10 protein-coding genes and 1 tRNA gene are annotated in these 16,579 nt (G+C 74.7%); 5 read left to right on the top strand and 6 right to left on the bottom strand.

What is annotated here, in order from left to right; genetic code table 11:
- Window positions 1-101 precede the first annotated feature (101 nt).
- The 3 genes from I5071_RS40260 to I5071_RS40250 are packed head-to-tail and all read left to right on the top strand — an operon-like array spanning window position 102 to window position 3,321.
- A complete protein-coding gene (locus tag I5071_RS40260; protein ID WP_236518698.1) occupies window positions 102-629 on the top strand; it encodes a hypothetical protein in 528 nt (175 codons plus the stop codon).
- A complete protein-coding gene (locus I5071_RS40255; protein WP_236518697.1) occupies window positions 626-1,804 on the top strand; it encodes a hypothetical protein in 1,179 nt (392 codons plus the stop codon). The genes I5071_RS40260 and I5071_RS40255 overlap by 4 nt, the downstream gene beginning before the upstream one ends.
- Window positions 1,801-3,321: a DUF1501 domain-containing protein gene (locus I5071_RS40250; protein ID WP_236518696.1), complete on the top strand. Its 1,521-nt coding sequence runs from the start codon at window positions 1,801-1,803 to the stop codon at window positions 3,319-3,321. Before I5071_RS40255 ends, I5071_RS40250 begins: the two co-directional genes overlap by 4 nt.
- Here I5071_RS40250 and I5071_RS40245 read toward each other — a convergent pair whose 3' ends face one another.
- Genes I5071_RS40245 through I5071_RS40235 form a run of 3 tightly spaced genes read right to left on the bottom strand, consistent with a single transcriptional unit; the run spans window position 3,322 to window position 4,610 of the window.
- Entirely contained in the window at window positions 3,322-3,678 is a 357-nt protein-coding gene (locus I5071_RS40245; protein WP_236518695.1) for a hypothetical protein, read from the bottom strand.
- Window positions 3,679-3,708: 30 nt separating this feature from the next.
- Window positions 3,709-4,320: a hypothetical protein gene (locus I5071_RS40240; RefSeq protein ID WP_236518694.1), complete on the bottom strand. Its 612-nt coding sequence runs from the start codon at window positions 4,318-4,320 to the stop codon at window positions 3,709-3,711.
- A 26-nt stretch (window positions 4,321-4,346) separates the two neighbouring features.
- Entirely contained in the window at window positions 4,347-4,610 is a 264-nt protein-coding gene (locus tag I5071_RS40235) for a hypothetical protein (protein WP_236518693.1), read from the bottom strand.
- A 36-nt stretch (window positions 4,611-4,646) separates the two neighbouring features.
- Here I5071_RS40235 and I5071_RS40230 point away from each other — a divergent pair, with 36 nt between their 5' ends.
- Window positions 4,647-5,363: a hypothetical protein gene (locus I5071_RS40230; protein WP_236518692.1), complete on the top strand. Its 717-nt coding sequence runs from the start codon at window positions 4,647-4,649 to the stop codon at window positions 5,361-5,363.
- Window positions 5,364-5,366: 3 nt separating this feature from the next.
- Here I5071_RS40230 and I5071_RS40225 read toward each other — a convergent pair whose 3' ends face one another.
- The 3 genes from I5071_RS40225 to I5071_RS40215 form a co-directional block, all read right to left on the bottom strand.
- Complete coding sequence (locus I5071_RS40225) at window positions 5,367-10,094, bottom strand: alpha-2-macroglobulin family protein (protein ID WP_236518691.1); 4,728 nt, start codon at window positions 10,092-10,094, stop codon at window positions 5,367-5,369.
- Complete coding sequence (locus tag I5071_RS40220; protein ID WP_236518690.1) at window positions 10,091-15,232, bottom strand: MG2 domain-containing protein; 5,142 nt, start codon at window positions 15,230-15,232, stop codon at window positions 10,091-10,093. Before I5071_RS40220 ends, I5071_RS40225 begins: the two co-directional genes overlap by 4 nt.
- A 126-nt stretch (window positions 15,233-15,358) precedes the next feature.
- Window positions 15,359-16,231 (bottom strand): hypothetical protein, encoded by an 873-nt coding sequence (locus tag I5071_RS40215; protein WP_236518689.1) that lies wholly within the window; start codon window positions 16,229-16,231, stop codon window positions 15,359-15,361.
- Between the two features lie 150 nt (window positions 16,232-16,381).
- Between I5071_RS40215 and I5071_RS40210 the strand changes: the two genes are divergently transcribed.
- Window positions 16,382-16,455: transfer RNA gene (locus I5071_RS40210), tRNA-Met, on the top strand.
- Window positions 16,456-16,579: the final 124 nt, after the last annotated feature.

Below are 16,579 nucleotides of genomic sequence, written 5' to 3'. Positions count from 1 at the left end.
ACCAGCGGAGCGCGGGGTGCTCGGGAGCGGCGCTCGTTCCGTGTTTCGCGTCGCTTTCTGCGAGGTTCTGGCGCGGCGCGGTCGTTGCTGTTCGCCTGCGCGTGCGGACGTCGATGGTGCCGTGGGTCGCGCTCGCGCTGGCCGGGTGTGAAGGAGTGCTCGGCGGGCCGGAGCACGATCCCGGCGATCCACCGACGTTCGTCGCCGCGCTCGAGTCGGTGACGCTCTTGCCGTTCGACGTGCGGCTGCAGCGCGTCGCGGATGCCGTCGGTGTGGGCACCGAGGACGCGATCCTCGCGGACCTTCGCGCGGCGCGGCTCGAGCTGGGCGACCACGACTACGGCGCGGGGGTGGCGCCCGATCTCTCGTGGTCGGCGCGGCGCATGACGTCGTGGGCGCGCGCGCTGCGACCGGTGTGCGCGTCGGAGGCGATGCGCGCGCGGTATCCGGTGCTGCGCGATGCGCTCGAGGACTTCGTGATCGCGGCCTACGGGCGGCGCGCGACCCCCGAGGACTACGACGCGTACGACGCGACGCTCGCCGAGGTACCGGCGTCGCTCGGAGGCGACGCGCAGTACCGCGCGATGTGCATCGCGCTCTTCAGCAGCACGGAGCTGGTGGCGCGATGAGGGCGGTGCTCGCGCTCGCGGTGCTGGCGCTCGGGTGCGCGTCGGGCGAGCTCGATCGCACGCGCTTCTCGAGCGACGCGGGCGTGGGTGACGGGAGCATCGCGCAGGCGCTCGAGAACGAGGCCGCGCTCGCGCGGCGTCGTGATGCGATCGATCCCGAGGACGCCGAGCGCTATGCGCGACGCCTCGCGCCCATGTTGGTGCGACGCTCGCTGCGCGAGAGCGAGATCGAGCAGCTCGAGCGCGGCGGGACCGCGCTCGCACCGGTGATCGACGCGTGGCTCGGCGAGCCCGGCCTCGAGCGCGCGGCGCGCGACATGATCTCGACGCTCCTCGGCACCAGCGGGTGGCGCGACGGGATCGATCTGAACCTGCCGGGCAACCTCGCGGCGTACCTGGCGCGCGCGAACGCGCCGTGGTCGGGGATCCTCACCACCGATCACTGTGTCGACGTGAGCGGCGCGGCGATCGCGTGCGACACCGGCGCGCCCTACGCGGCCGGCGTGATCACCACGCGCGCGTTCCTCGCGGGCAACAACAGCCGCTACAACCTGAGGCGCGCGCGCACGCTGATGCGCCGCTTCGTGTGCGTCGACTATCCGATCTCCGACGAGATGCAGCCGCGCCTCGAGCGCGAGCTGCTGATCCCGATGTTCCGCGCGACGAGCGCCGAGGATCAGACCGAGGACGCGGCGCGCGCGGGGTTCGGCAACGGGCTCGCCTGCTACACGTGCCACGGGCAGTTCGGCGCGCACGCGCAGCTCTTCGTGCGCTACGACCGCGACGGTCGCTACCGAGCCGACGCGACCGGTGTGCAGCTCGCGGGCGGCGAGCTCGGCGTGAGCGACGTCGAGGGGCTCTACGCGTCGCACTTCGTCGCCCCCGAGCGGGCGCGCGACGAGCGCACCGAGATGCTCGGGCAGGAGGTCGCGTCGCTGCCCGACGCCGCGCGCGTGATCGCGTCGAGCGCTGCGTTCCTGCCCTGCGCGACGCGCCATCTGCTCGCGTACGGCTTCGATCTCGCCGAGCCCGGCGTGCAGACGATCGACGCGCGCACCATCGAGGAGATCGTGCGCGACGCGGGCCCCGATCCCTCGCTGCGCGCCCTCGCGCGCGCGGCGTTCCTCCACCCCGACGTGATCCGCGCTGCGATCGTCACCCCCGAGGCCCGATGACCAAGCCGTACGTCGATCGACTGCCCTCGTCGCAGCGCCGGACGTTCCTCAAGTGGCTCGCGCTCGCGGCCGCGGCGCCCGCGCTCTCGCCGTCGTTCCGCGCGGAGATCCAAGAGGCCGCGCTCGGTCGCGCGCACGCGCAGCTGCCGCCCGACGGAACGTTCCTCGTCGAGATCTGCATGCGGGACCAGCTCGACTTCGGGCACGTGATGGTGCCGCCCGGGCTCGCGCGGCACACGGCGCTGAAGCGCGGCGAGCACGGCCGGCAGTGCGCGCTCTTCTTCCGGCAGGACGAGCTGATCGAGGCCGCGCCCGACGTGTTCCTCACGCCGCAGTCCGAAGTGCTGCGCCCGTACGTCGGCGACATCGCGATGATGGAGCTCTGCGAGCTCACCGACGGTCCGGTGCACGGGCACGAGGCCGCGAACCCGGTGCGCTCACCCGGTCGCACGCGCACCGAGGGCAACGGACGCATCGCGATGTGGGAAGGCGAGCCCGGTGGCGAGAGCTCCGAGGGCGCGTTCTACTCGAGCACGCCCACGCCCCTCGCGCTGCACAACTGGTGGCAGCGACAGCACGACGCGACGATCCACAACGCGGTCGTCATCAAGGGCACCGAGCGCGCCCACGCGATGTACCACTTCGGCGCGGGCCTTCCGGGGAGCGAGCCCGATCGCTTCCAGACCGTCGATGCGCTGATGCGCGAGTTCCCCGCGACCGCCGTCGATCGCAACGTGCTGCCCGATCCCGGCGAGGCGGAGCTGGTGCGTCGCTTCCTCGGTCGCGTCGATCCGCGGCTCCTGCAGTCGCGCGGGTACTCGGCGTCGGCGGTGAGCGCGCACGACGCGCAGCTCGACGACGTGCAGCGCCTCCTGCACCTCGGCGCCCCGCGGGTGGTCGATCTGCGGCTCACCGAGGAGGACGTCGCGTTCTGGTCGGCGGGTGTGCCCGCGCGCTACGGGCGCACGCGCATCGACGTGTGGGAGCAGGCGGCGTACGCGCTCAAGCTGATCGAGGGCGGGCTCGTGCGGAGCGTCGCGCTCGAGGTCGACATCGGCGACGTGCACGGCGAGCGCACCGAGGCGCAGATGCGCGATCAGACGCTGACGACGGTGCTGCCGCTCGTGCGGCTCATCGAGCGGTTCCAGGCGGCGGGGATCTGGGATCGCACGCTGATCGCGATCTCGAGCACCGACGGTGGGCGCGCGCCGGCCGCGGGATCGTCGGGCGACGAGGGGAAGAACGGGTTCATCCTCGCGGGCGGTCGGATCCGCGGCGGCTACTACGGCGACGTGCGGGTCGCCGGCGCCGACGGCGACGGGCACCGCTACAGCTATCACATGCCCGACGGCGCGAGCGGCGCGGCGATCGCGGAGGGCACGCTCGTGAACGATCGACGGATGACCGGCGCGCCGGTGTGGAGGACGATCGCGCGCGCGCTCGACGTGCCGGACGACGCGGTGATGCGCTTCCCCGACGTCGCGAGCGCGCGCGCGTGTCAGTGGATGCTGAAGTGATCAGTCGCTGTGCTGGCGCTTGGCCATCCAGCGCATCCAGCCGAACACGAGCGTCAGCGTGAGCACGCCGAAGCCGAGCATCCCGGCGTAGAAGCCGAGGTTCCGGCCCTCCTCGTAGAGCAGGCCGACGCCGCCGAGCAGGGTCGCGGTCACGCCGGAGAGGATGCCGCCGACGATGAAGGTGAAGAGGCCGCGCGCCTGTCGCGCACCGCCGACGCCGCCCACCGCCGCCGCCTGCGCGCGGCGATCACCGAGCGCGACCTGCGCGCGGGCACGACACGCGCGACAGCTCCTGCGGCCTTCGTCGTCCCAGTCGAGATCCGCGGCGGCCGCGCCGCACACCTGACACTGCGTCATGCGAGGCGATGGTACGCCGCGCGGGCGCGATCACTCCTCGGTCGCGGCGGGCACCGGCACGGTGCCGAACACCAGGCGATAGCCGCCGGGCGCGGGAAGACGCGCCTCGATGCGGCCGTCGGTCCAGGTCGCCTCGACGAGCTCCCAGCCGCTGCACAGGTTCGCGACGTTGGGGAGCGGGTCGAGGCCCTCGCGGCAGATCGTCGCCTGCTCCATCGCGAGCACGAGGCGCAGGTCCGGGCGGCCAGGGTCGCGCGGCTGTCGCAGCGAGATCACGACGGGGCTGCGGGTCGCGTTGATCGCACCGTCGAACGAGACGATCGGGCCGACGCGGCGGAAGCCCTCGGCGACGTGCGCGGGGTTCAGCGCGGCGCGCGCGGTGGCGACGCGCATGCGGCGCGAGTCGCCGATGGGCAGGCCCGCGGGGACGAACACGCGGAAGCCGCTGCCGAGCTCGAAGGTCATGCCCGCCTGACCGACCGCGGCGGTCGCTTCGTCGCGGCCGCGCGTGGTGGGAGGTCCGGCGGGCGCGGCCGCGGTCTCGTCGTCCGCGTGGTCCTCCTGGGCGCGCGAGCGAGGCGCAGCGAGCGCGAGCAGGAGCGAGAGGGTCGCGAGGGCGATGACGGATCGACGCATCGACATGGCGTGGCCTCCAGAGGTGCTCGACGTCATGTAGCGCAAATCACGCCGGTGAGGATCCCGGCGAGCACGAGGGCGAAGAACGCCCCGGCCGAGCCGAGGAAGCGGCGATGGATCGTGTGGCCCTCCGGCTTCCAGGTGTCGCGCACGTAGAAGCGCCAGCCGCTGAAGAACAGCGCGCCGAGCGAGACGTCGTCGCGGCGATGGGGCAGCAGGAGCAGCGCGTGCACGAGCGTGCTGAGCCACGCTATGAGCGCGAGCGTCCCGATCCCGGTCACGAGGAGCTCTGCCATCACACCAGCGTATCGCGGGAGGGCATACTGCGGCGCATGCACGAGGTCATCGAGCGCGCGCGACGTGCGCTGCGGAGCGCGGACCGCGACGACGCTGCGGTCGACGTGCCGGCGCTGCTGCGCGAGCTCGCGGGCGCCCACCTGACGCTCGCGTTCGCCGCCGGCGACGAGCTCACCGCGCGGCTGCAGGGGTTCCACGCCGCCGACGTGCTCGAGGTGGCGACCTCGCTCGCGCATCCCGACGGCCACGGGACCGAGCTCTTCCTCGACGACGCGTACGACACGAGCGTGCTGCCGCGCGCGCTGGGCCCGGGCGCGCGCGCGACGTACGCGACGTGGCTCGACGCGCTGCACGCGGCGATGTGGGTCGGGCGCATCGAGAACTTCGAGGCGCTCGCCAGCGACCTGCGGTGGATCACGAGCCCTCCGAGCGACCTCGGGGTGTACGCGCGCATCGCGCTCGGGCTGGTGCGCGGCGAGCCGTACTCGCAGCTCGCGCACACGCTGCCCGACGAGGGCTTCGAGCGCACCGAGCACGCGCGGTGGATCGGCGCGGCGCTGCGGGTGTGGGAGGCGATCTTCGACGGGGATCGCGACGCGATCCGCGAGGGGCTGGTCGCGATGATCGAGCTCGAGCCGAGCGCGCTCGTGGAGGGCGTGTCGCTCGGCGCGAGCGCGATGCTGGTGCATGCGCGCAGGGCGGGCCTGGAGATCGCGCCGTTCGATGCGCGCCTCCGGGTCCCGCCGTTCTGAGCATCACTCGAGACCGCGCGGCGGCGCGACGGCGAGGGCGCGCGGTGCGAGCACGGTGATCGCACCGGGATCGTCGGCGGGATGCGCGACGACCGCGAGGCCCTCGAGCGTGCCGTGCACCGACCAGCGCAGCGGCAGCGGGAGCACCGCGGCGACGCCGCGCTCCATCGCCGGCAGCGTGACGCGCACGAAGCGCGGCTCGCGCCGCTCGACGTGCAGCGCGCCGCGGCCGCGCAGGAGATCGAGCAGCGCGTCGTCGGCCTCCACGCCCGCCGGGAGCTGGAGCTCGACGACCACGCCGCCCGGCAGCCGCTCGCGGGCGCGCACCGTGAGCTCGAGCGCGGCCACGTCCCCCGCGTCGCCGGGATCGCCGTCGAGCGAGACCTCGATCGGCGCGCGATCGACCGCGCGGAACGGCTGATCGAGCACCGTCTCGGCGCGCGCGATCACGTGCACGCCGGGCCCGCTGCGGCGCAGCGAGACCTCGATCTCGCGCGCGGCATCGATCGGGATCACCGCGATCCCATTGGTGAATTCGACGGCGTGAGAGCGACCGTCGGCGACCAGCGCGAGCGAGGGCGCGTCACCGGCGCCGAGCACGCCGTAGCTCGCCGCGGCGAGCATCCAGAAGAGCGGCTCACCGCCGCGGCGCGCGATCACGTGATCGCGATCGAGCGCGCCCGCGACGAGACGCACCGCGAGCTCGCTCTCGCCGAGCTGGTGTGCCGCGAGCGCGAGCGCGAGCGTCGACGAGAGCTGCTCGAAGCCGCTGTCGCGCGCCTCGCGCGGGCGCAGCACGAGCCCGCCGCCGCTCTCCGCTTCGACGACCGCGGCGCGCGCACGATCGAACATCACGCGGCCGTAGGCGTCGCGGGGATCGGCGAGCAGCAGGCCCGCGGCGAGGCGCGCGAGGAGCGAGGGCTCCTCGGGCACGCGGCGCAGCGAGCGACGGATGCGGGTGCGCAGCTGCGCCGCGGAGGCGCTCACCGGATCGAGCTCGGCTTCCTCGGCGTCGGCGGGATCGGGCACGCCCGCCGCCGCGAGCGCGACGAGCTGCTGCGACCACGCCGCGAGATCGTCGGGGCCGGTGCCGGTCGACTGCAGCGCCCAGCGCGCGCGCTGGAGCGCGGAGGCCGCGTCGTCGTCGTCCTCGGCGAGCGCGGAGAGCGCGACGATCGCGCTCGCGGTCGCGACCGCGGGATCGTGCCCGGTGAACGATCCGTCGGGCTGCTGCGACGAGAGCAGGCGCGCGCGCAGATCGGGATCGATCGGTGCGCCCGCCATCGTCGCGGCCCACGCGATCGTCGCCGCGTCGTGCTCGCGGCGCTCGACGAGATCGGGATCGCGATGGAGCGCGCTCGGGTGCATCACGACGACGCGCGCGACCGCGCGCGTCGCGCCCGCGGGCTGCTCGAGCCGCGTCTGCCACTGCTCGCGGAAGAGCGCGGTCGCGCTGCGCACGCGCCAGGGATGACGACCGGCGTCGACCGCGACGCGCCAGCGCACGGTGCGGATCGGCTCGCTCGACTCGCTCAGCGTGATCGTCGCCTCGCCCGCGCCGATCGCGGTGCCGCGCAGATCGATCGTGACCGCGCGCGCCGTGCCCGCAGCGAGCGCGAGCGTCTCGGCGCTGCCCTCGATCGGCGCCGCGCCGCCCACCGCGATCGCGAGCTGGCGATCCTGCGGCGACGCGTTCGTCACGACGAGCGAGAGCGAGACCGGCTCGCCCTCGCGCAGCCGCGCCGGCATCGCGCCGGTGACGATCAGCGGCGCGCCGAGCCGCGCGCGTGCTTCGGCGAGCGCGACGCTGCCCTCGGGCGTGAACGCGACGACGAGCGCGCCCCAGGTGCGCGGCTCCTCGTCGATCTCGAGCGGGACGCGCTCTCCGAGCGTCACGATGCGACCACCCGCGCCGAGGCCGGGCTCGGTGGGACGACGCAGCGCGAGCGGCTCGGGATCGGCGTCGAGCTCGGCGGGGAGGTCGTTCCACAGGCGCGCGCCCTCTTGCTGCGCCGCCGCCGCGGGCTGCGACGGAACGCTCCCGACCGAGACCGGCACGACACCACCGTGCTGCAGCAGCTCGATCGTCGCGCGACCGAGCTCGGCGCCGCGCAGCCGCGCGACGAGCGCGTCCTCGCCGACCGCCTCGGCGTAGGGCGAGCCCGAGGGCAGCACACGCGCGCTGGGATCAGCCACGTCGTCGCCGTTCCCGGGAACACCGTCGGACCCGCTCGAGAAGAGCTCCCACCCGGGCAGCGGCGACCACGCCGCGAAGCGGGCGCGACCGGTGATCGCGCGCAGCACGAAGGGCCGACCCCACGCGTCGACGAGCTCGCGCGCCGGGATCTGTCCGACGCCGTCGATCCACATCGAGGGCAGGTGGCGCAGCCAGGTCGAGGGATCGCCGAGGCGTGCCCACGGCAGATCGAACCCGTTCGACTGCACGAAGCGGCGCAGCGCGATCATCAGGCGATAGAGCCGCTCGCGGGTGATGCGCGACGCGACGCGATCGTAGGTGAACGCGGGATCGACGCGGCGCAGCTGCTCGATGGTGAGCGGCTCGCCGCCGAGGCCGGTCGCGCCCTCGGCGCCGAGATCGCCCGAGCCCTCCAGCGCGGCGAGGATCTGCGCGTTGAAGTCCCAGCGCGCGTTCGTCTGCACCGCGACGTCGTCGATGCGCCCCGGCACCGCGGCGGCGACCTGACGCTCGATCGCGGAGAACACCAGCGCGAGGCGCCCGGTGAGGAAGCGCGACTGCGCGCGCCACGGGTCGCGCAGCAGGCCCTGGGCGACGGGATCGTCGGGCGTGGGCACCGGGATCGTGCGGCCTTCGCGCAGCACGAACGGCGCGCCCACGTCGATCGGCGTCGCCGCGGAGAGCGCGCCCGCGATCAGCGCGGGGCTCGCGGTCGCGGGCTCGGTGCGCAGCGTCGCGAGCGGACCGAGCGCGTCGCGCCGCATCGTCTGCGCGAGGGTGCGCGCCTCGTCGAGCGGCAGCGCGATCGTCCAGGCACGCGCGGTGATCGCATCGGGCATCGTCGACGCGGTGCGGAGCCCGCTGGCGTCGAGCGCTGCATCGATCGCGAGCGGCGCGCCCGGCTCCGCGAACACCAGCGCGCTCCCGCCGCGCACCTCGCGGCCATCGACGATCGGGCGTGCGCGCACCAGCAGCGGGCCCGCGACGTCCTCGGGGATCGGGAGCTCGATGCGCGTCTCGCCCGCCGCGAGCACCCGCGCCACGACGGCGTGCTGGACGCCGCTGCCGATCGCCAGCACCGAGACCGCGATCGGCGCACGCGCCACCGACGCGGCGCGCGCGATGTCGAGCCGCAGCGTCGCGCCGCTGCGCACCCGCACCTCGTCGGCGCGCACCCGCGCGGTGCCGTCGACGTCGAGCGGCAAGCACGCCTCGCGCTCGAACGCCCGCGCGCCGTCGCCGACGCGGATCGTCGCGGCCGCCTGCGCATCACCACCGCAGCGCCCGCTCGGATCGCTGCCGGTGAGCACCACGTCGAACGTCGCGACGCCGCTCGCGTCGGTCGTGGCCGTGCGCTCCGCACCGAGCCGCGGGCCCGACAAGCGCACCGGCACGCCCGCGCTCGCCGCGCGTCCTTCGAGATCGACGACGCGCACCCGCACGCGCCCGCCGATCTCGGGGATCAGCGCGCCGCCCTCGACCGCGAGCGCCGCGACGTGATCGACGCGCGACACGCGCACCGACGCCTGACCGTCGCCCCGCCCGAGCCCTTCGCGCGTGACGGTCGCGTGGATCGTCGCGTCCGACCACGCACCGCCGATCGCCGGCGCACGCCACGCCATGCGGGTGCGACCCGTCGCGTCGGTGCGCGCGGTGCGACCGGGATCGTCGTGCTCGAACCCCGAGAGCTCGACGAGCGCGTTGGGCACCGGACGACCATCGGGACGGCGCGCGACCACGTCGACCGCGATCGCGGCGCCGGGCTCGATCACGCGGCGCTCGGGCGCGATCGACACGAGCAGCGCAGGCGCCGACGGCTCCGCGACGAACGCGTTCGCGCGCGCGCTCACCACGTTCTCCTCGGCGTCCTCGGCGCGCGCCTCGATGCTCACCTGACCGACCACGTCGCGCCGCACCGCGAAGACGTGGGCGAAGAGGCCCGCGGCGTCGGTGCGCACCACGATCGGCGCGCCGAGCGGATGGTCCTGCGCGTCGCGCGCGACCAGCCGCACCTCGGCGTTCGCGATCGCGCGTCCGGTCCGCGCTTCGCTCAGGCGACCGAACGCGTGCACCCGTCCTTCGCGCGGCACCTGGGCGCGCGCGACCCAGAGCTGGATCGCGCGCGGCTCGGTCGCGCGGACCGTGAGCTCGAAGCGGCGCACCACACCGCGCGAGAGCACGCGCAGCACGACGGGGAACGCGTCGGGCGCGTCCTCGGGGATCGCGAGCTCGAGCGTCGCGCGGCCCGACGCGTCGGTCCGCATCGGGATCATCGGAGCGCTGGGATCGAGCGCGGTGGTGAGCTGGATCCCGGCGTCGGCACCGGGGCGCAGATCGCTGGTGCCGATCACTTCGTACGCGGTGAGCAGCCACCGCAGATGCCCGCCGCGCGGCGCGCTGAGCGCCCCTTCGAGCCCGAGCTCGAGGCCCTGGATCTCGGCGCCGCGCAGCGACGTGCGACCCGCGCTCTGGGCCGACACGGTCGCGGCGCAGAGCGAGATCACGAGCAGAATCAAGAAGTTACGCATCATCATCGCGCCACCTCCCAGAGCGGGCGCGGCATGGGCACGGGCGGTCTGGGCTCGGGAGGCGGCGATGCGTCGGCCTCGGGCGGCTCGGGCTCGGGGCCCTCGTCGGCGATCACCAGCTCGCGCGAGGGCAGCACGCTCACCGCGCGCACGTCGGCGCGTGCCGGGGACGCATCGTCCCACGCGCTCGCGCCGAGGCCGCGCAGCGTGCCGCCGACCGACCACCGCGCCCGCACGGGGATCGCGGTGAAGCCGCCGGGCGCCATCGGGCGCAGGTGGAGGCGCAGCGTCGCGCCTTCGAGCTCGGGCGGTGCGGCGAGGAGCGCGGTCATCGCTTCGCGCGTCGGCTCGTCGAGCTCGGCGCCCGCGGGCAATTCGATCTCGACGATCGGCCGCGCGATCACCCGCGCGCCGCGGTTGTGCACGGTGAGCAGCGAGCCCGAGCGCACGTCGCGCGCGCCGGTCTCGCCGGTCCACGCGAGATCGAGACGCGCGCTGCGCGCGGGGGCGACGTCCCACGGGAGCGCGTAGCGCAGATCGATCGTCGCGAGCGCGAGCGCGCCCTCGGGCAGCGTGACGACGACGCGATGGGTCCCCGGCGCGCCGAGCCCGTCGAGCGTCGCGCTCGCGACGCCGCCCTCGAGCGCGCTCTCGATCGTGCGCCCGTCGAGCGTCACCGCGATCGACTCGATCGCTCCGCGCGTGAGCATCGCCGCGGCGGCCGACGCGAGCGCGCGCACCCGAGGCGGCCAGCGCGACGCGCCGCGCGCGATGTCGGCGACGTTGCGCAGGAGCGGCATCGCGGACGCGGGCTCGCCCATCGCGATGCGCGCGAGCGCGAGGTGCGCGGTGGGCTCGACGCGGGGCTCGATGCCTCCGTCGTCGGCGTCGGGCTCGAGCCACGCCTGATCGCCGGTCGAGAACACGTGGCGCTCGGCGCGGCGCAGCATCTCGCTCGCGCGCGGATCGTCGGCGCCGCGACGGCTCAACGCGAGCGCCGCCGCAACGCGGGCCCAGGTCGCGGGCGCATCGCTCGCGCGTGCACCCTCGGCCGATGCGAGGCGGCGCAGGCGATCGACGAGGCGCAGCAGATCGTCGCGCGCGCCGGGGTTCTCGTCGGCGTCGCGGATCGCGGGCGCGAGCGCGACGAGCATCGCCGACGCGGGCGCGGGCGGCGCGATGCGGGCGTCGGCGGCCTCCTCGGGAAGCTGGGTCGCGAGCGAGCGCAGTGCCGCGGCGGCCGCGTCCTCGCTCAGGTTCGGCAGCGTCCAACCCGCGCCGAGCAACGTCGCGAGGTGCAGCGGATCCCACCCGCGGAACCAGCCCTCGTCGATGCCGGGCTCGGCGGGGAGCTGCGAGAGGATCGCGTCGCGCGCGACGTCGGGCATCGGGCGGCGCGCCATCGCGAGCGCCCATCCGGCCTGCACCGGGTCGCCCTCGCTCGCCCACTCCGCGGGGTCGCCGACGATCGCGCCGCCGACTGCGACGCGCAGCTGGCCGGGGCCGCGCTGGAGCGCGCGCGCCGGCACGTCGATCGTGATCTCGTCGCCGCTGCCCACGAGCTCGCGGCGCTGCTCGACCACGCGGCGTGCGTCCTCGATCACCGCGATCGGCCGGCGCACCGCGTCGAGCGCGGTGCCGTCCTCGCGCAGCGCGCGCACCACGATCGCGCCCTCCCCGACGCCACTCGCGCGCACCACGGCGATCGCCTCGCGCGAGTCGCCGGGCGGGATCTCGATCGGCGCGAGCGGCTCGACGTCGAGCCCGGCCGCGCCCTCGATCGTGATCTCGAAGCGGGCGCGCAGCGGCTCGGTGGTGCGGTTCTGCACGCGCACCGGGAGGCGCATCACGTCGCCGAGACGCGCGGCCGGGGGCACCGGCGCATCGACCATCGCTTCCTGATCGACGCGCACCCGGCCGCGCCCCGCCGTGATCCAGCCCGATGTCGTCCAGCCGATCGCTTCGAGGCGATAGGTGGTGAGCGCGTCGGCGAGCGGGATCGTGATGCGCGCGGCACCGCTGGGATCGAGCGCGACCTCGCCGACGAAGAAGAGCGTCGCCGGGAACTCCTCGCGCACCACCGAGCCCATCGCTTCGAGGCGACCGGGCGTGACGGGCTGCGCGGGCGCCTGGGCCTGCGGTGCTTCGCGCGCGGGAGCGCGACTCGCGCGCCGGCCACGACCGCCTTCGGCATCGTCGTCGCGACCGTCGTAGGCGTAGCCGGTGGCCTCGCCGCCGGCGCCTCCCATCGCCTGGTCGATCGCCATCGACTCTTCGGCCACCGCCATCGGCGGCGGCGCCTCCGCGGGCATGTCCGACTCGCTCACCGTCGCGGTCACCGGTCCCGCGCGCCGCTCTTCTTCCGCCGCGAGACCGAGCCGTCGATACGCGGTCACCAGCGCGCTCAGCACGCGCTCGCCGGGCGCGAGCCGCGAGAGCTGCTCCATCAAGCGGTCCTCACCCGAGATCACCGCGTACGGCGTGCGCGCCGGCACCGCGCGCTCGAAGGGATCACGCACGTCGTCGGCGGTGCCCGCACGTCCATCGGGCCCGGGCGACGCGAGCTCGTAGTCCACCGCGCGCGACGACACGACGAGCGAAGGCCCGCGACCTCCGACCCGACGGAACACGAAGGGCCGACCCCAGGGATCGATCAGCGCATCCGCGGGCACCATCCCGAGCTGCACCACCCGCGCGAGCCAGCGCTCCGGCGGCTCCCCCGCCGACGCGCGCAGCGCCGCATCGTCGTCGGGGTTCGCGAACCGCGAGAGCGCGACCAGGAGCCGCACCAGCCGCTCGCGCGCCACCCGACGCGCGATGCGATCGAAGGTGAAGCTCGGATCCGCCGCGGTGATCATCGCGAGCGTCAGCGGCTGTCCACCGAGCGTGCGCGCCTGCGACGGCGCGATCAGATGCATCGCGACCACGCGCTCGACCGCATCGGGCCGCAGCTCCACACGCGCGCCGCTGGTCCGCACCAGCGCATCGCGCGCCGCGCGATCCGATCCCAGCTGGCTCACCGCGCGCTCGATCGCGTGCATCACCGGCGCGAGCCCACGCCGGCGCAGCTCCTCGCGCGACGCGATCGGATCGCGCAGCACGCCGCCCGCGAGCACCGGTGCGCTGCCGGTCGGGCTCTCGTGCGTGTCCCACGGCTCCTGCACCAGCGGCGCGGGCTGGGTCACCCCTCCGTCGAGCGGCAACGAGCTCGCGAGCGACGCCCCCACGTAGCGCTCGTTGGTCGCGTCGAAAGGCCCGCGCAGCACGTCGCGGAGCTCGCCCGCGATCCACTCGAGCGCGAAGTCGCTCTCTCCACCGTGCGCCGCCTCGTCGCGCGCGAGCAGCGCGATCCATCCCCGCTCCGGAGACACGCTCGCCCGCACCGCGACGTCGGCGCGCTCGCGCACTCGGTGCAGCTCGCGATCGGGCGTCACGTCGAGCGCGAACGCGTCCGCGGGACGCACCAGGATCGCGGTGATCGTCCCGCGCTCGATCAGCGCCGCGCCGAGCTCGCCCAGCGGTCGCGACGCATCGGCGGGCGACACCGGGCGCGCCCGCACCCGCAGCACACCCTGCACATCGGCGGGCAGCGCGAGCGTCACGCTGCGCGCGCTCGCGTCGCCCCACGCCGCTGCGACCGCACGATCGTTCGCGAGCGCTTCCACCAGCACCAAGCGCCCGTTCGCGCTGGGACGCCGCACCAGATCGATCTCCACTCGCGATCCCGGCGCGACCACCGGCGTGCGCGCCCGCGCGAGCACGCCCGCCTCGAGCGCCACCCGCGCGCACACGGTCGCGAGCGTCGACGCCGGTTGGGTGCGCACTTCGACCTCGAAGCTCGTCGCGGGCTGCCCTGCGCACGCCCCACCCTGCGCGCGCGCCGCCGCACCCCGCGGCAGGTGCACCCGCACCGACGCGAGCCCGTGCGCGTCGGTCCGCGCGGTCGCGCGACCGTTCGCGATCCCGAGCCCGCGCACCTCGAGCTCGACGCCCTGCGAGATCGGCCGCCCCCGGGGATCGCTCACCGCGAGGTAGAGCTCGGTGTCGATCTCCGGCACCAGCCCGCCCGCCTCGGGCGTCGCTGCGACCAGCCATCGCGTGCGCGCGAGCGTGTACGCCGCCGAGCCCACCAGCGTGCCGTGCGCGGCGTGGCTCACCCGCGCGATCACCTGCCGCGGCGCCGCGTCGCCCGCGAGGAAGCTCGGCGCGCGCGCATCGATCACCGCGATGCCTTCGTCGTCGGTCACCAGCTCGAGCGGCGATGCGTTCTCGTCGCCGACCGTCAGCGACACGCGCGCGCCGCGCACCGGCGTGCCCGAGGGCGTCGTCACCCGCACCCGACCACCGAGCGGCGCGCCCGGCTCCAGCACCTCGCGATCGAGCGTGACCTCCACCGCGAGCCGCTCGACGGTGCGCCGCACGATCGTGATCGCACGCGCGGCGAGCGATGCACCCTCCGCCTGCGCCTGCACCGTCCACCGCCCGAGCGCCGCGCCCTCGGGGATCACGATCTCGACCGACGCCGCGCCCGACGTACCGGTCTCGGTGCGCCGCTCCGCGATCATCGTGCCCTGCTGATCGTGCAGTCGGAACACGATCGGCGCGCTCCCGATCGGCGCGCGATCGCGCACCGCGCGCACCAGCGACCAGACCCGCACCGTCTCTCCGGGCTGATAACGATTGCGATCGGTCAGCACGTCGACGCTCCGCGCCGCGAGCTGCGTCATCGGGAACCGGAACGTGCGCCCCGCGATCCCGGCGCGATGCACGTGCACCTCGATCCACGGCGCCGCGAGATCCTCGAGCGGCACCGGCACCTCGATGATCACCCGCCCCTGCTCGACGCTCCGCGCGTGCGCGCGCAGCACGACGTCGCGGCCGTGACCGACCCGTCGCTGCTGCGTGATCGCGACGTCGAGCTCGAGCCCCGAGGTCGGGCGCAGATCGGAGAGGCCCTGCACCTCGTACGCGGTCCCGTGCAGGCGCAGCGTCGCGCCGCGCTCCGCGGCCGTGCTCCCGTGCAGCGCGAGCTCGTAGCCGACCGGGCTCGCGGGATCCGCGGCGTCGGCGTCCTGTGCGCGCGCCAGCGCTGGGACGAAGAGGAGGAGGGCGAAGAGAAGAAGAGAGCGCGGGCTCGTGCGCATGGAGCTCCTGGTCACGCGTCGTCGGACCCACGTGACGCCGCGCGCCGTGGGTGCTCGTCGCTTGGGACGCGCGAGGAGCCTATCCGTTCCATCGCGCGCGCTCGTAGTTCGCGCGCGGCGGGGCGATCACTCGTTCGCGGCGGGAACCACCGCGAGATCCTCGGCGACCGTCATGTGGAAGTGGAAGCGATGCAGCGGGTTGTGCATCAACATCGGCGGCCCGACGTCGCTCTGCATCCCGCGACCCTCGAACCACGCGCGGAAGTCCCGGACCAGATCGGGGTCGTTGTAATAGATGCGCAGCCGACCGCCCGAGCACGTCGCGAGGATCTTCGCGAGGTCGCTCACCCGCGCGCGCAGCAGCTCGACCTCGCGCGCCGGACGCTGCGCGTAGTTGTCGGGGTAACGACCGCCCCCGATGTTCTGCGCGATCATCGCGTGCTCGAGGTAGAGGTCGACGTCGACGCCGCGATCGTGGGTCTGGTGGCGGGGCCCCGCGGCATCGAGATCGCCGACCGAGACGACCTCGCCCGGCCAGCGGCGCTGGTACTCCGCAGCCGACGCCGCGATCAGCGAGACGAGCCCGGGCCGCGCCCACCGATGATCGTCGGTGGTGTTGCGCCAGGTGCGCCAGAGCCCGCCCGACTCGCGCCCGGTCGGGAGCTGCCAGCGACAGCGCGGATAGGGCGCGCCCTCGTCGCACGCGGGATCGCGCGGATACTCGAGGGCCGGGCGCACGCACGCGTACTCCTCGTCGCTCGGCGCCGCGAGGATCGCGCCGTCGGGCGCGAACCGGGGATCGTGCGCTCCTGCGTCCTCGGGCGTGCTCGCGGCGAGCGACACACCGGCGTCTGCCGCGAGCGCCTCGTCGCGCCGGGTCTCGACCACGATCTCGCCCGCCTCTTCGCCGGCGAACGCGAGGGCCACCGCACCGAGCGCGGCCCCGACGAGCGGGAGCGCGAGCCAGACCACCGGAGGAACGCGTGCAGGACCTGCCACGACGAGGGCTGCGGGTATCGCAACGGCGCGCCGCGCGCAAGGATTCGAGCGCTGCCCGGAGATCGGATTTGACAGCCCGCGACCTCTCTCCAATACTCCGCCGCTACCTCGACCGCGGGGCCCCAAAACTCCGCGGAAAACGAGCGAAACGGCGACGTAGCTCAGTCGGCTAGAGCGGGCGTTTCATACGCGCTAGGTCAGTGGTTCGATTCCACTCGTCGCCATCTCCGTGAGAGAGCAGAGCCCCGGCCGTGCCAGCGGTCCGGGGCTTTCCGCTTCTCGTGCTCGCCGCTTCTCGTGCTCGGAGATTTCTGCGACGGCGCGCGCTCGTTTCGAGGGCGCACCCGC

The organism is Sandaracinus amylolyticus (genome assembly GCF_021631985.1).
GTDB lineage: Bacteria > Myxococcota_A > Polyangia > Polyangiales > Sandaracinaceae > Sandaracinus > Sandaracinus amylolyticus_A.
This window is presented reverse-complemented; position numbering and strand designations above follow the sequence as displayed.

Excerpts from the sequence above, each read along its gene's own strand:
- I5071_RS40250 (WP_236518696.1), top strand. The coding sequence starts at position 1,801 with ATGACCAAGCCGTACGTCGATCGACTGCCCTCGTCGCAGCGCCGGACG.
- I5071_RS40245 (WP_236518695.1), bottom strand. The coding sequence starts at position 3,678 with ATGACGCAGTGTCAGGTGTGCGGCGCGGCCGCCGCGGATCTCGACTGG.
- I5071_RS40255 (WP_236518697.1), top strand. The coding sequence starts at position 626 with ATGAGGGCGGTGCTCGCGCTCGCGGTGCTGGCGCTCGGGTGCGCGTCG.
- I5071_RS40235 (WP_236518693.1), bottom strand. The coding sequence starts at position 4,610 with ATGGCAGAGCTCCTCGTGACCGGGATCGGGACGCTCGCGCTCATAGCG.
- I5071_RS40240 (WP_236518694.1), bottom strand. The coding sequence starts at position 4,320 with ATGTCGATGCGTCGATCCGTCATCGCCCTCGCGACCCTCTCGCTCCTG.
- I5071_RS40225 (WP_236518691.1), bottom strand. The coding sequence starts at position 10,094 with ATGATGATGCGTAACTTCTTGATTCTGCTCGTGATCTCGCTCTGCGCC.
- I5071_RS40220 (WP_236518690.1), bottom strand. The coding sequence starts at position 15,232 with ATGCGCACGAGCCCGCGCTCTCTTCTTCTCTTCGCCCTCCTCCTCTTC.
- I5071_RS40230 (WP_236518692.1), top strand. The coding sequence starts at position 4,647 with ATGCACGAGGTCATCGAGCGCGCGCGACGTGCGCTGCGGAGCGCGGAC.